A 15,753-nucleotide genomic window follows, 5' to 3' on the forward strand; every position below is an offset into this window, starting at 1 on the left:
TCTCAATACTGCTTTTTCGTTTGCACCACCTTCGATTCTTTCCTTAACGATTTTGATAAACCCATTATACCCTTTCTGAATCATCCTGTCACCACATTTCATCAGATCAGAACCTGTCAAAATCCTCCTGCGTGGCAACCTGTCTCCATCCCTTATACTCATCGTTCCTGCTCTCCACAAACATATCATTCACCATCCCGATAGTCAGCAGATCCAGATCCCGGATGGAAATTCCCAGCTGCACACACCGGAGAAGAAACAGGGGAGTTGTCATTTCACGGTCTGTTGCATGAAGTTTTTTTTAGCCTCCACATCCGTCCTGATGTTCATTCCCCACAGCTCGATCAGCTTCGGCAGAACCTGGTAAATACTGAATGTATTAAACTCATCCAGCCATTCCTCCGGATTATCCGGAATAGACGGATCCGCAGCCGACAGATACACCGACTTGTACCAGTCTGCATAAACAGTTGCATCCGTAGTATTCCCAGTCTTCGCCTTCACCTTTCCATCCGACAATGGTGTAGCCTTGATAGTCAGTGTTTCTGTCTGCACTTCCTTTTTCTCCTCGTTGGTCTTGCCCTCGATCTTCGGACGGGAGGCCGAACAGTTATACATCACATGGCGGATATGGCGCACATCCCCGTCGAACTCAAAAAGCAGGGCAAACAGTGCCAGTTCTGCATCCGAGTTTTCAATCAGAACGCCCTTGGCATCCAGCTTTTCTCTCAGCACATCCGTCCTGAAACTTTCCGGAATCAGTGCAAGCTCCAGATCCCCGTCATAGCCCATATTGTTGTTGATCACATAATACGCAATACCATCCGCATAAAAATTTTCTGGCTCCCCGTTGGCATCCAGGGACAGTGACACGGATCCCGGAAGCGGCACCGGTGCTGCATAGGTTCATACGAAGCCATTTAAACGTTATCTCATATGCCGGATTCTATTTTGCTTCCCGATAAGCATCACGAAGTCTCTCAATATCCACCGTATATCCAAGGGAAGGATTTACCTTGTACCAGTTTGCTTCATCTTCCCAGTCCTCATCATCCTTAAGACCATATACCATAGGATAAAAGGTTGGATCTACACGCCGTCCTTCCAGAATATCTACTGCTTTGGTATGCAGTTCAAACGCAATCGAATGCCTGTCATTTCCAGCAGTCGTAATAATAAAGTGCAATGGATTCTGCCGGGCATCTGAACTGTATTTTGTGAGTACGTCATATAACTGACGATTCGGCTGTGTATGAATTTCATCGAACACAAGTCCCGAAATCGAAAAACCATGCTTGCTTCCAACCTCTGCTGAAAGCACCTGATAAAAACCGGCATTTCCGTAATTGACAATTCGCTTGGTAGCTGACATCAGCTTGCTTCTCTTCATCAGTGCCGGTGACATCTCAACCATCTGTCTTGCAACATCAAAAACAATGGATGCCTGCTGCCGGTCCGCCGCTGCACCATAAACCTCCGCAGACGGTTCATTATCTGCATAAAGTAAATAAAGAGCGATGGCAGCTGCCAGTTCACTCTTTCCAACCTTTTTACAGATTTCTACAAAAGCTGTACGGAATTGCCTGTTACCATCAGACTTGACGATCCCGAAGATATCTCTTATCAACTGCTCCTGCCAGGGCAGCAGCCAGAACCTCTTTCCAGCCCATTTGCCTTTTGTGTGGCATAAATTCTCAATAAAAGCAACTGCCCTGTCTGCCTTTGCCTTATCGTAATGAGAAGTCGGAAGCATAAACCTTGTCGGCTGATAATTTTTCAGCTTTGGACAGTCTTTTGGTCTTGTTTCACGCGCCATCGCCCATCACACCTCCTTGATTTTTGCCGACTGTCTATCCAAACACACCACTATCCCCAAGTAATGCCTCCATCTCATCCTCTGTTTCTTTCGCTTTACCATTACCGGCAACAATCCTGCTACGCGAAGATGGCGTGAGCCCAAATTCTGACGCTGCCTGCAACATCAACTTCTGATTCGTGTTTGCAATTCCAACCCAAGGTGTCTGCTGCTGATATCCTTTATCAGTTTCAAATGTCGAGCCGCCAGAAGTAATATGCTCCTGAGCTTCCCTCCATCTTGCATATGACTGACAATATGCAGCAAACGCCGCCATATCAACTTCAGTAAGAACACCCATCTGATTCATCAACTTCGCCAAGCGTTCCCATTCCTTCTTAGCTTCCGGCATTAACCAATCAGGACAGGCAGGCATTCCTTTTGCTGGGACTGGCTCTTTCGTATTCAATTTTCTCTTACCTGGATTACCTTCCAGCTTCTTCACAGCTGTAGGCTTTGGCTTTCTTCCCGCCATCGGAATTCCTCCTTTCTCAAGTTCCAATATTTTTTATTGTCAAAACCATTATTTCTACATATAATAATTAAGAACACGAAGCAAATATGAAGCAAATAGTGTTCCTCAAAAACTCGTTTTCTGTTGACTACGAGTATTTTTGTGGTACAATGAAGCTAGAGGATAGCGGCGTTGACCAGCTATCGTGGTGTTGAAGCAGTTGACTGTGTCGGCATGCAGCCGGTTGTGGAGCCTGACCTTGGGTTATGCGATAACCTCAAACCGAATAGGTTCTTCGGAACTGAATGAAAACGCTTTTTAAGGGCCTTGCATTGGCAGGGTCCTTTATTTTTTGCAAAGGACAAGGTATAATATGGATCTATTACAACAGTCTGCACAAGCCTGGAAAGAAATAACTGAATATAGATATTTGTTTACATATGGCTATAAGAAACAGCTGTATCCAATTAATCTTACCTTTTCTCTGGAAGATTATCCGCATTTAGCTGGCTTCCAGTATATGAAAGATATCTCACTTCCAAATTATTCTTCTGCCAAAATTGCTGATAGAATTCTTGAGGGTAAAATACTATTTGAAAAAGTTCAAAAAGCAGCCCAGTACGAAGAGATGATAAAACCTCGACTTGAAGCATTAATTCACTTGAAAGAATCCCTTGATAACAAATTTAATTTATATTCATACATGCCACGCATGTATCCTTTCATCACAGGCATTAAAGCAGATTATTTAATATCCAGCCATTTTAGTGTTGATAATTTCATCTTTATCATCAAGGCAAATGCGCAAGGTGAATTAAAATGTGATTTTCTTTGTTGCTCCATTTTTGAAATATGAAACGGGATCTTTCCGAGTAGCAACATATAGCGGTATATTCGCATTTCGCTTCCGGAAAACAAAAAAATCCGGTGACGCATGGATACAATTCCACACATCACCGGACGATTTCTATCCTCATAAATTTTCTCATGAGCAATCTCCAATGTGTACTTTTCTACATAAATAATATCATGTACAAGGCTTCCCATTTGATAATTTTTGTCTCATTTTTTACACATTTCAAATGGTCTAAACTCAACTTTTCCCCTTTATCAAACAGCCGAAAAATCCAGTAAAATCAAGCGTTTCAAGCACTTCATCAAATCATTGCCAGTATATTGCCGTGTAGGTATATCTCCTTTAGGTGGATTGGTTGATAGTTTCTCGACAACTCTATTTTACCATAAACCTTGAGGAAATATTTTATTTTTAACAAGAAAAAATGCCGTATTTATGCGGCTTTTGGCGTTTCGCAAACGCCTATCCTGCATAGACTGCAAGGAGCTCAGCTGCGTCCTGTACCTCTTCCTGGGAAAGACCTTCCAGATCTACCCCGCAGTCTGCAAAGGCCTCTGTATAATAGAGTTCCCCGTCTTCCACTTCTGCTACCTGATACAGGGTCATTTCCACATCTGGTTCCGAAAGCTACAGGAAAACTTTTTCTTTTTCCTTTTTCTGATTCCTGCTGCCAGAAGACCAATCACCAGGATAAGCACAAGGACTGCTGCCCCTGCATATGAAAGGGTCAGGTCTTTTGCCTCTTCTTTTTCCCGTGTTTTTACGGAAATGGTTTCCGGGTTCTCCGGCTCATAAGCAGTTCTTTCACCCCGCACCAGAAGCCTGTGGGAATCCCGGTGTGCCTGGACAACACGCAGTGGGTGGATCTGCCGCCTGGGGATTTCCTGCTTCGATTTGTGTTTTTGAGACAAAAAAATCTCCAGATATGCGCATCTGGAGATTTTTGGTATCTATGTTTTTTACAGATAAGAGTAACCCATTAAGGATTCGTCCACTGCCTTAGCAGCTTCTCTTCCTTCGCGGATGGCCCATACGACAAGAGACTGGCCTCTGTGCATGTCGCCGGCTGTGAAAACTCTCGGAACGCTGGTTTCGTAAGCTTCCAGCTTTGTCTCCACGTTGGTGCGAGGGGTTGTGGCTACCTTGAAGGCATCGGTGACGTATTTCTGACTTCCAAGGAATCCGGCTGCGATCAGTACCAGGTCAGCCGGGATCACTTCTTCAGTGCCCTCTACGGGAACCATCATCATACGACCGGATTTCGGATCCTTCTCGCCTTTTAACTTCACGATCTTGGCCTGGCACACGTTTCCGTTTTTATCCTTGATAAACTCGGTGACTGTGGTCTGGTAAACGCGGGGATCGTGTCCGAATACGGCGATAGCCTCCTCCTGGCCGTAATCGGTTTTCAGAACCTTCGGCCACTCCGGCCACGGGTTGGAGGCTGCACGCTCTACTGGAGGCATTGGCATCATTTCCAGCTGGGTTACAGATTTGGCACCCAGACGGACGGAGGTTCCCACACAGTCGTTTCCGGTATCACCGCCGCCGATCACCAGCACATGCTTGCCCTTTGCATCCTCGTAAGGTGCTTTGGTAAAGTCGCTGTCCAGTAAGGTTTTGGTTACTTTTTTCAGGAAGTCTACTGCGAAATAGATTCCCTTGGCATCTCTTCCCGGTACCTTGATGTCACGGGGATTGGAGGCTCCGCAGCAAAGAATCACGCGGTCAAATTTTTTCAGAAGCTCTTCTGCCGTGATGTCAACGCCTACATTTGTATTGGTCACAAATTTCACGCCCTCTTCTTCCATCAGCTTCAGTCTTCTGTCGATGACAGATTTCTCCAGCTTCATGTTGGGGATGCCGTAGCGAAGCAGGCCGCCGATGCGGTCGCTTCTCTCAAATACGGTGACGCTGTGGCCTCTTCGGTTCAGCTGCTGTGCGGCTGCAAGTCCGGATGGGCCGCTTCCTACTACTGCAATGGTCTTGCCTGTGCGGACAGCCGGAGGCTGTGGTTTTACCCATCCTTCTGCATAGGCAGTTTCAATGATGGCTCGCTCGTTTTCCTTGGTGGAAACCGGGTCTCCGTTTAAGTTGCAGGTACATGCTGCCTCGCAAAGGGCAGGGCAGACACGGGAGGTAAATTCCGGGAAGCTGTGTGTTTTGTTCAGGCGAAGGAATGCCTGCTTCCAGTTTCCGGTAAATACCAGGTCGTTTGTCTCCGGTACCAGGTTGTGAAGAGGACAGCCGGAAGCCATGCCTCCGATCATCATTCCTGCCTGGCAGAAGGGAACGCCGCATGCCATGCAGCGTGCTCCCTGAAGCTTCTGTTTTTCTTTATTTAAAGGGGTACGGAACTCCTTGAAATTGGCAATTCGCACCTTAGGCGGCAGAACCTTTGCCACCTCTCTGTTATATTCTAAAAATCCAGTCGGTTTTCCCACGATCCTTCGCCTCCTTAATGCTTAACTCCTATGCTTTCGTAGAATGCTTCCATCTGTGCCTGTTCACTGTTCAGACCCTTTTCCTCAAGCTTTGCGCTTAAGGTGATCATCTTCTTGTACTCATTTGGAATGAGCTTTTTGAAGTGAGGCAGGTACTCGTCGAACTGATCCAGAACTTTCTTTCCAAGGGCTGAGCCTGTTGCGGCTACATGAGCTTCAATCAGATCCCGAAGCTCTTTTTCGTCATATTTATTATCCACCTTTTCAATAGAAATCATGGATTTATTCAGATTTCTGTAAAGAACATTCTCCACATCCAGAACGTAAGCAATACCGCCGCTCATACCTGCTGCAAAGTTTTTGCCCGTTCTTCCAAGAACAACCACACGGCCGCCTGTCATATACTCACAGCCATGCTCGCCGACACCTTCTACAACTGCATTTGCACCGGAGTTACGTACTGCAAAGCGCTCGCCTGCCATACCATTGATAAAGGCAGTTCCGCTGGTGGCTCCATAAAGGGCAACATTTCCTACAATAATGTTATCTTCTGCTTTGTAGCCTGCATTTTCCGGAGTTTTCAGAATCAGCTTACCGCCGGAAAGACCTTTTCCAAAATAATCATTGCAGTCACCGGTAAGCTTCAGGGTAAGTCCCTTGGGGATAAATGCACCAAAGCTCTGTCCGCCTGCTCCTGTGCAGTCGATTTCTACAGTGTCTTCCGGAAGTCCCTTTTTGTGGTTTCTGGTGATCTCAGCACCAAGGATGGTTCCAAATGCACGGTCTGTGTTTTTAACAGCCACAGAGAGCTGTGTTTTTTCACCATTTCGGATTGCACTGCTGCATTTTTTGAGCAGGATCCTTTCATCCAGTGTTTTTTCCAGCTCGAAGTTGTACTGTGATTTCGGGTCAAAGGTTACCATATTGCCTTCTCCTGCAAATGGATTGTTCAGGATGGCACTAAGATCAACCTTTCCCTTGTGTGGCTCGTCCACGGCATCTGTTGAAACAAGAAGATCGGTGCGTCCTACCATTTCCTTCAGGCTGCGAACACCAAGCTTTGCCATATATTCACGAAGCTCCTGTGCAATAAAGCGCATGAAGTTTTCTACGTATTCCGGTTTGCCCTTGAAGCGTTTTCTAAGCTCCGGGTTCTGGGTGGCAACACCAACCGGGCAGGTATCCAGGTTGCACACTCTCATCATCACGCAGCCCATAGTTACAAGGGGAGCGGTTGCAAAGCCAAATTCCTCTGCACCAAGAAGTGCGGCAATGGCAACATCACGGCCGCTCATCAGCTTGCCGTCTGTCTCAATGCGGACACGGTTTCGAAGTCCGTTCATAAGAAGGGTCTGATGTGTTTCCGCAAGTCCAAGCTCCCAGGGAAGTCCTGCATTGTGGATGGAGCTTCTTGGAGCAGCTCCTGTACCTCCGTCATAGCCGGAAATCAGGATAACCTGTGCGCCGGCCTTTGCAACACCTGCTGCTACAGTGCCCACACCAGCCTCAGAAACCAGTTTTACGGAAATATCTGCATATTTGTTTGCATTTTTCAGGTCATAGATCAGCTCTGCCAGATCCTCAATGGAATAAATGTCATGATGTGGCGGCGGGGAGATCAGGCTGACACCAGGAGTTGAATGACGGGTTTTTGCAACCCACGGGTAAACCTTCTTTGCCGGAAGGTGTCCGCCTTCACCTGGCTTTGCTCCCTGTGCCATTTTGATCTGGATTTCTTTTGCAGATACCAGATAGCGGCTGGTAACGCCAAAACGTCCGCTGGCTACCTGCTTGATGGCTGAGCATCTGTCATCCATGCTTCCTGCTGAATCCAGTCTTTCCTCACTTTCACCGCCTTCTCCTGTGTTTGATTTTCCGTGAAGATGATTCATGGCAATGGCAAGAGTTTCATGAGCCTCCTGGGAAATAGAGCCATAGGACATAGCACCGGTCTTAAAGTGCTTTACTATCTCATCTACACTTTCCACTTCTTCGATCGGCACCGGGTTCTTTGCATATTTAAAGTCCATCAAAGCACGAAGGTTGCCGTGATTTTCCTTATCGACAAGATCGGTGTACTGCTTGAACATCTCATAGCTTCCGGTTCTTGTGGACTGCTGAAGAAGATGGATGGTTGCCGGGTTGTAACGGTGCTCCTCACCCTGGCTTCTCATTTTGTGAGCACCTACGCTGTCTAAGGTCAGGTCTGTGGTAAGTCCAAGAGGATCAAATGCCTCAGAATGAAGCTTTTCTACATTATCCTCAATATCCTCCAGTGTAATACCGCCTACGCGGCTTACCGTTCCGGTGAAGTATTTGTCAATTACGTCCTGGGATACACCGATTGCCTCAAAAATCTGGGAGCCCTGGTAAGACTGAATCGTGGAAATACCCATCTTGGAGGCAATTTTTACAATGCCGCTGATCACAGCGTGATTGTAGTCTTCCACTGCAGCATAGTAATCCTTGTCCAGCATATGTGTGTCAATAAGCTCATGGATAGTCTCAAGTGCCAGATAAGGGTTCACTGCACTTGCGCCATAGCCAAGAAGTGTTGCGAAGTGATGAACCTCTCTTGGCTCGCCGGATTCCAGAATAATTGCAAGGGAAGTGCTCTTTTTGTTTTTTACAAGGTGCTGATGTACTGCGGAAACAGCAAGCAGTGACGGGATTGGCATGTGGTTTTCGTCCACTCCTCTGTCAGAAAGCACCAGAATGTTAGCACCGTCTCTGTAGGCTTTATCAACCTCCACAAACAGGCGGTCAATGGCACGCTCCAGCTTTGTGCTCTTATAATATAAGGTAGAAACTACTGCAACCTTAAAGCCCTCGTGATGCATTTCCTTAATCTTGAGCATATCCGTATTGGTAAGAATCGGGTTATTGATCTTCAGTACCTTGCAGTTCTCCGGAATCTGCTCCAGAAGGTTTCCGTCTTTTCCAACGTAAACGCTGGTGCTGGTTACGATTTCCTCACGGATGGCATCGATAGGCGGGTTGGTTACCTGCGCAAAAAGCTGCTTAAAGTAGTCAAAAAGTGGTCTGTTCTGTTTGGAAAATACAGCTAATGGGGTATCCACGCCCATTGCACCAATGCTTTCTGCTCCGTTTAATGCCATATTGCGGATGGAGGTGCGGTACTGCTCGTAGGTATAGCCGAAGGCTTTCTGCAGGCGGGAGCGCTGCTCCTCGGTGTACTCTTCCATTCTTTCGTTTGGAATTTTGATATCCTTTAAATGTACCAGATTGCTGTCCAGCCATTCGCCGTATGGCTGTTTCTTTGCGTACATTTCCTTTAATTCGTTGTCATCAATAATTTTTCCCTGAAGGGTATCTACCAGAAGCATTTTGCCTGGGTGAAGACGCTCTTTGAGAATGATCTTCTCTTCCGGTACCGGCAGAACGCCTACCTCAGAGGAAAGGATCATGCAGCCATCTGAGGTTACATAGTATCTGGATGGACGAAGACCGTTTCGGTCAAGAACTGCACCCATCACATCTCCATCTGAAAAGAGAATAGATGCCGGTCCATCCCATGGCTCCATCATGGTTGCATAGTACTGATAGAAGTCACGCTTTTCCTGGGAAATAGTATCGTTATTTGCCCATGGCTCCGGGATGGTGATCATCACTGCAAGGGGAAGCTCCATGCCGCTCATGGTAAGGAATTCCAGGGTGTTGTCAAGCATTGCAGAGTCGGAACCGTTTCGGTTGACAACCGGAAGGATCTTCTGCATTTCGCCCTCCAGGTACGGGGACTCCATATTTTCCTCTCTTGCCAGCATTTTGTCTGCGTTTCCGCGGATGGTGTTGATCTCACCGTTGTGAACAATGAGACGGTTAGGATGTGCTCTCTCCCAGCTTGGGTTTGTGTTGGTGCTGAAACGGGAATGCACAAGGGCAATGGCGGATTCATAATCCGGGCTCTGAAGATCAGAGAAAAATGTGCGAAGCTGGCCTACCAGGAACATTCCTTTGTAGACGATGGTTCGGCTGCTCATGGAACATACGTAGGTATTGTCGTTGCTCTGCTCGAACTCCCGGCGGGCAATGTACAGCTTGCGGTCAAATGCAAGACCTTTTTCCAGATCATCTGGCTTTTTGATAAATGCCTGCATGATGCATGGCATGCACTCTCTTGCCTTATGTCCAAGAACCTCCGGGACTACCGGGACTTCTCTCCAGCCAAGGAATTCCAGACCTTCCTTTTCCACGATGATCTCGAACATTTTTTTCGCCTGGGCACGTTTGATCTCGTGCTGCGGGAAAAAGAACTGGCCAATACCGTATTCCCTTTCCTGACCGATCTCAATTCCTTCTTTTTTGCAGGCTTTTTTGAAAAATCTGTGTGAGATCTGAAGAAGGATACCTACACCGTCACCGGTTTTGCCTTCGGCATCCTTTCCGGCACGGTGCTCCAGATTCTCTACAATACGAAGAGCATTTGCCACTGTATCATGAGATTTTTTACCTTTGATGTTTACAACTGCACCGATACCGCAGTTGTCATGCTCAAATTCCTGGCGGTAAAGTCCCTGCCTTTCCTTTATCACTTCTCTCATTTTCCTCATCCTTTCTATTGTTGATTCAGAGTTTCCTCTTTTTGCTTTCTTCGGTTAGCTGCTGCCTTAACAAATCCGCGGAACAAAGGATGTGCATGATTTGGTCTTGACTTAAATTCCGGATGTCCCTGGGTTCCGACAAAGAACGGATTCTCCGGAATCTCGATCATTTCCACAATATGACCATCCGGGGAGGTTCCGGCAATGGTCATGCCTTTGGCTGCAAGCTCCTCGCGGTATGCGTTGTTGACTTCGTACCGGTGTCTGTGGCGCTCCTGGATTTCTTTCTTTCCAAAGAGTTCTAATGATAAAGAGCCGTCCTGAAGGACACATGGGTAACTGCCAAGACGGAGGGTTCCGCCAAGGTCTTCTACTTTCTCCTGGTCTGGCATCAGGGCGATGACCGGATGTGTAGTTTCCGGGGCAAGCTCGATGCTGTTTGCATCTTCATAGCCAAGGACGTGGCGGGCAAATTCTACGATTGCCATCTGCATTCCCAGGCAGATTCCAAGGTATGGGATCTTGTGGACACGGGCGTACTGTGCGGCCAGGATCATGCCTTCGGTTCCTCTTCCGCCGAAGCCGCCTGGTACCAGGATTCCGTCTACGCTGTAAAGTCTCTGGTCCAGGTTTTTCTCATTGAGTTCTTCGGAATCAATCCAGGTGATCTCTACTTTTGCCTTGCATGCGATTCCGCCGTGCTTCAGGGCTTCTACGACGCTTAAGTAGGCATCGTGGAGCTGAGTGTATTTTCCTACCATTGCAATGTTTACGGTTTTGTCCGGGTGGCGGAGATTTTCTACCATTTCTTCCCAGTCGGTAAGGTCTGGTTTGCGCTTCTCAAGTCCAAGGGACTGCATGACCACGTCTGCCAGTTTTTCACGTTCCATGGCAAGTGGTGCTTCATATAAATATTCTACGTCCAGGTTCTGGAGTACGTGGGATACGGGTACGTTGCAGAACAGGGCGATTTTGGCACGAAGGTCGTCGGTGAGGGGATATTCGCTTCTGCATACCAGCACATCCGGCTGGATTCCCATTCCCTGAAGCTCTTTTACACTGGCCTGGGTGGGCTTGGTTTTCATTTCACCGGAAGCCTTCAGGTATGGAATCAGGGTTACATGAATAAGGATGGCATTTTCGTGTCCTACGTCATGCTGGAACTGTCTGATGGATTCCAGGAACGGCTGGCTTTCAATGTCTCCTACTGTTCCGCCTACCTCAATGATGGCAATTCGGTCTTCATCCGGGGATTTGGCACGGTAGAAACGGCCTTTGATCTCATTTGTGATGTGGGGAATGACCTGTACGGTTCCTCCCCCGAAGTCTCCGTGGCGTTCCTTCTGAAGAACGGACCAGTAAATTTTTCCGGTGGTCACGTTGGAATTTTTATCCAGGCTTTCATCAATAAAGCGCTCATAGTGACCAAGATCCAGGTCGGTCTCGGTTCCGTCGTCGGTTACGAAGACTTCGCCGTGCTGGATGGGGTTCATGGTTCCGGGGTCGATGTTGATGTAGGGGTCAAATTTCTGCATGGTTACCTGGAAGCCTCTGGCTTTTAGAAGCCTTCCTAATGATGCTGCTGTGATTCCTTTTCCCAGTCCTGACACAACACCGCCAGTGACAAATACGTATTTTACTGCCATCTTTCGATTTCCTCCTCCTGATTTCCGGGCTTCCTTATGGATGGCCCGAATACACAAAAAGGCACCAAAGAGGGATTTCAGGGGGCACTTGACCTGTTTATCCTCTTTGACGCCTTTGTCAAAACAAATTCTTATTCAAAAATATGCTATATAATATATCATATTTGGGGATTTGTCAATGTTATTTTTCACAATCTGAGCTTCTCATAATTGTGATCAGTGAACTAAGCAGAAGCAGCATGGGGTAAAACAGCTTCGGCATAATCTGAAATGCAGAAATCTCACCGCCCAGTTCATTTACTGCCGAGACTGCAACCAGCATCTGTGCACCATAGGGAATCACTCCCTGGAAAACACAGGAAAAGGTATCCAGAATGGAAGCTGTCTTTTTCGGCGTAATTCCGTATTCCTCTGCCATCTCCTTTGCAATAGGATTTGCCATCACGATTGCCACGGTATTATTGGCAGTTGCAATATCCATAGTTCCCACCAGAAGTCCGATTCCAAGCTGACCGCCTTTTTTCTCACGGAAAATTTTATGTATCCAGCTAAGAAGTGCATCAAATCCGCCATATTCACGAATCAATGCGCACATAGCAGCCACCAGGATCGCTACCATACAGGTCTCGAACATTCCCGAGACACCGGAGCCCATGTTTTTCAGAATCTCTACAGGTGTGGTATTTCCTCCGATCAGCATGATAACTGCACCGGATGCAATTCCTGTCAGCAATACTACAAACACATTGATTCCAACAATTCCTCCGATCAGAACCAGCACATAAGGTATTATCTGCATCAAATGATAGGGCTGGCTCACATGTCCCTGAATTTTTGTCTGGAATGACAAAAACAGGATCAGGACCAATGTAGCTATTGCTGCCGGAAAAGCAATCCAGAAGTTCTCCCGGAATTTGTCCTTCATCTCGCAGCCTTGTCCGTTACAGGCAGCAATGGTGGTGTCTGAAATAAAAGAAAGATTATCCCCAAACATAGCTCCGCCCATAACAGATGCCACGCAAAATGCCAGATTAAATCCGGATGCATTGGAAACTGCTGCTGCGATTGGGATCAGAAGGGTAATCGTTCCTACTGAAGTCCCCATTGCCACAGATACAAAGCAGGCAACAACAAACAAAACAGCCACTGAAAACCTGGCCGGTATGAGACTTAGCATACAATATGCAACACTCTCTGCGCTGCTTCTTCCCACAACTCCTACAAAGGAGCCTGCTGTAAGAAAAATCAGAAGCATAGTGATAATATTTTTGTCTCCCACACCCTGTGCCATGATCTCCAGCTTCCTGTCAAAATTCAATGCTCTGTTTTGCAAACAGGCTACCAAGATCGCTGCAAGAAATGCGATTACAATGGGTACATTATAAAATCCCATGGGAATATCCATCACATACTCAAACAAGATGCCAAGTCCAAGATATAATACGAGAAATACACCGATTGGAAGCAAGGCAATTCCTTTTTCTTTTCTCATCTTTTCCTCTTTCCACCATACCAGAGCATGTTTGAAAAAGACTCTGATCTGGTTATATAATCACCTTGCTATTCTATCATACACTTGGGTTCTCTACCATAAATAATTCAGCATTTCCTGTGAAAAATAAAAAAAACAGACACCGCCGATTCCATGCTGTCTCGTATTTCAAGTCAATTCGGCAATATCTGTTTTTTGCAATTTTAGTGGGACACCAAGCAGGTGCCAGTCTGACAGCTGCTGCAAAGCCATTCAAGCGGACTTAAGCAACTGCAAACTTCTGTAATGTACGATTAAATTCCTTGCTCTCTCCATGGCACTGCACAGTAAGCACCCGTGTCAGGTCCATACTCAGAACTCCCAGAATGGATTTTGCATCAATGATAATTCTGTTATAGAATACATCTATGTCAAAATCGCATTTCCCTGCTGCCTTGACGAACTCCTGAACCTCTTCCGTCGCATTCAGCTTAATTTGCTTCTGACACATCATTATTCACCCTTTCTGTTTTACAGGAATGTTTTTTCCTTGATTGAGGCAGATTATGCACCCATTTTCGATTTTTGTCAAGTTCTTTCTTGTACATTGTTTTTTTCCACATTTCAGCAGTATTTTATGTATGTTGCACAATTTTTCGCATTATTTTTTGGCTATTATTCACCATTTCATTGTTGGGTTCATTCTGTAACCAATATTACAAAAGCCATTTTTCATCTTAAATTTTATGAATTTCAAAATCATTTTGTAAATTATTCTCATTGGGAATTTCCATGGGATAATTGCCATCAAAGCATGCCTTGCAAATAGGAAGTCCTCCTGCCATGCCCTCCAGATACTCTATTTCCATATAGCCAAGAGAGTCTGCGCCGATCATTTTGCAGATTTCCTCTGTGGAGTGTTGTGCCGCAATCAGCTGGTCATTGCTTGGCACATCTGTTCCGAAATAGCAGGGGTGCAAAAATGGCGGAGAACTGATTCTTACATGAACTTCAAGGGCGCCTGCCTCTTTAAGCATACGGATCAGGTTGGCAATGGTGGTTCCCCGGACAATAGAATCATCTACAAGGACAATTCGTTTGCCTTTTACTGCTGCTTCCAGAACACTTAGCTTCAGATGAACGCTGGATTCTCTTTCTTTTTGGGTAGGCTTGATAAAGGTTCTTCCAATATAGGAATTCTTATAGAATGCAAATCCGAAAGGTATTCCGGATTCCTCTGAAAATCCCTTTGCGGCAGGAATTCCGGATTCCGGTACTCCGGTGACAAGATCTGCCTCTACAGGGTAAGATTTGGCAAGGGATTTTCCTCCTCGGATACGGGCATCATAAACGCTGACCTTATCAAGAGTACTATCCAGTCTTGCAAAATAGATATATTCAAATACGCAGTGGGCGCGGGTTTTCACCAAATTGGCCAGTGTCAGATCAGACTTGATCCCCTCATGGCTGATGGTAATCATTTCCCCCGGCAAAATGTCGCGGATAAACTCAGCACCAACGGAAGTCAGGGCACAGCTTTCAGATGCCAGGACATAAGCATTATCTCTTTTTCCAAGGCAAAGAGGTTTCAGGCCATAGGGGTCACGGACGCCGATCAGCTTGCGGGGACTCATGATCACCAGACCGTATGCACCCTGAAGCTTTTTGGCTGTATTTAGTACAGCATCCTCTACGCAGCTGGTATGCACACGTTCCCTTGCAACATGGAATGCGATGACCTCTGAATCTGTTGTTGTATGAAAAACTGCTCCGCTCTGAATCAGTTCCCATTTCAGAGCCTTGGTGTTCACAAGATTGCCATTATGCGCAAGTGCCAGACTGCCTTTTACATAAGACAAAACAAGAGGCTGGGCATTTTCAGCAACAGACGCTCCGGTTGTAGAATAGCGCACATGTCCGATTCCAATGTCCCCACTCATTTTATGAAGAGTTTCCTCGCGAAGTACTTCACTGACCAGACCCAGATCCTTGTGAAATTTTACATTTCCAATAGGACCTTTGGTATCGGATACTGCAAGTCCGCAGGCCTCCTGTCCACGATGCTGCAAAGATGTAAGACCATAATAAATAGATGCTGTCACATCATTTCCATCCAGATCGTAGATTCCAAAGACGCCGCATTCTTCTTTAATTTCTGCCATTTGTCTTCCTCCTTGGTGCTGATTTATGTTATAGAAACAAAAAAAATTATAATTAAAGAAGCTCATTTGTCAAGTGCGCTTTTTTCATTTTTATCAAGAATTTTTTTCAGGCTTTTGCAAAAATATTTTGGAATTTTTTTCAAAAAATATATTGACAAGTCCGTTTTTTTGAGTATACTACATGACATAAAGCAAAGGCGCTTTAGATTTTACAGAAATGTAAATCTAAGGCGCCTTTTTTGTTATAAAAGTCCCGGACAGCGGCTATGCCGAAATGCAAGCTGGCTTGGATTTCGGCATAGA

The 15,753-nt window shown here is 46.1% G+C and carries 10 protein-coding genes and 2 pseudogenes; 1 reads left to right on the forward strand and 11 read right to left on the reverse strand.

All coding sequences use genetic code 11. The features are described 5' to 3' along the window. Positions 1-435: 435 nt before the first annotated feature. The 3 genes and pseudogenes from DWZ38_RS14845 to DWZ38_RS14855 form a co-directional block, all read right to left on the reverse strand. A pseudogene (locus DWZ38_RS14845) lies at positions 436-894 on the reverse strand (major tail protein); the annotation flags it as partial. A 55-nt stretch (positions 895-949) separates the two neighbouring features. Then, positions 950-1,816, reverse strand: a pseudogene (locus tag DWZ38_RS14850) (terminase large subunit); the annotation flags it as partial. A 34-nt stretch (positions 1,817-1,850) separates the two neighbouring features. After that, entirely contained in the window at positions 1,851-2,336 is a 486-nt protein-coding gene (locus tag DWZ38_RS14855) for a phage terminase small subunit P27 family (RefSeq protein WP_117853982.1), read from the reverse strand. Positions 2,337-2,682: 346 nt separating this feature from the next. Here DWZ38_RS14855 and DWZ38_RS14860 point away from each other — a divergent pair, with 346 nt between their 5' ends. Next, positions 2,683-3,165, forward strand: coding sequence for a PBECR4 domain-containing protein (locus DWZ38_RS14860; protein WP_243000289.1), 483 nt, complete (start codon positions 2,683-2,685; stop codon positions 3,163-3,165). A 462-nt stretch (positions 3,166-3,627) separates the two neighbouring features. On the opposite strand, the gene DWZ38_RS22290 is transcribed toward DWZ38_RS14860, so the two are convergent. The 8 genes from DWZ38_RS22290 to purF all read right to left on the reverse strand — a co-directional run bounded on the left by DWZ38_RS22290 (position 3,628) and on the right by purF (position 15,450). Further along, positions 3,628-3,777 (reverse strand): hypothetical protein, encoded by a 150-nt coding sequence (locus DWZ38_RS22290; protein ID WP_173766262.1) that lies wholly within the window; start codon positions 3,775-3,777, stop codon positions 3,628-3,630. Continuing rightward, positions 3,768-4,076, reverse strand: a complete 309-nt coding sequence (locus tag DWZ38_RS14865; RefSeq protein WP_117853854.1) for a hypothetical protein — start codon at positions 4,074-4,076, stop codon at positions 3,768-3,770. Before DWZ38_RS14865 ends, DWZ38_RS22290 begins: the two co-directional genes overlap by 10 nt. Positions 4,077-4,124: 48 nt before the next feature. Beyond that, entirely contained in the window at positions 4,125-5,609 is a 1,485-nt protein-coding gene (locus DWZ38_RS14870; RefSeq protein ID WP_117853856.1) for a glutamate synthase subunit beta, read from the reverse strand. Positions 5,610-5,623: 14 nt separating this feature from the next. After that, positions 5,624-10,180, reverse strand: a complete 4,557-nt coding sequence (gene gltB, locus DWZ38_RS14875; RefSeq protein WP_117853859.1) for a glutamate synthase large subunit — start codon at positions 10,178-10,180, stop codon at positions 5,624-5,626. A gap of 5 nt (positions 10,181-10,185) precedes the next feature. Beyond that, on the reverse strand, positions 10,186-11,817 hold the full coding sequence (locus DWZ38_RS14880) for a CTP synthase (RefSeq protein WP_117853861.1): 1,632 nt from the start codon (positions 11,815-11,817) through the stop codon (positions 10,186-10,188). Positions 11,818-11,998: 181 nt separating this feature from the next. Further along, positions 11,999-13,309 carry a Na+/H+ antiporter NhaC family protein gene (locus DWZ38_RS14885; protein WP_021925838.1) on the reverse strand — a complete coding sequence of 437 codons (1,311 nt, stop codon included), beginning with the start codon at positions 13,307-13,309 and terminating at the stop codon, positions 11,999-12,001. 262 nt (positions 13,310-13,571) lie between these two features. After that, a complete protein-coding gene (locus tag DWZ38_RS14890) occupies positions 13,572-13,799 on the reverse strand; it encodes an HPr family phosphocarrier protein (RefSeq protein ID WP_117853985.1) in 228 nt (75 codons plus the stop codon). Between the two features lie 226 nt (positions 13,800-14,025). Beyond that, positions 14,026-15,450 (reverse strand): amidophosphoribosyltransferase, encoded by a 1,425-nt coding sequence (purF, locus tag DWZ38_RS14895; protein ID WP_117853863.1) that lies wholly within the window; start codon positions 15,448-15,450, stop codon positions 14,026-14,028. Between the last annotated feature and the right edge of the window lie 303 nt (positions 15,451-15,753).

The organism is Ruminococcus sp. AF31-8BH (assembly GCF_003460605.1).
Taxonomy (GTDB): domain Bacteria; phylum Bacillota; class Clostridia; order Lachnospirales; family Lachnospiraceae; genus Blautia_A; species Blautia_A acetigignens.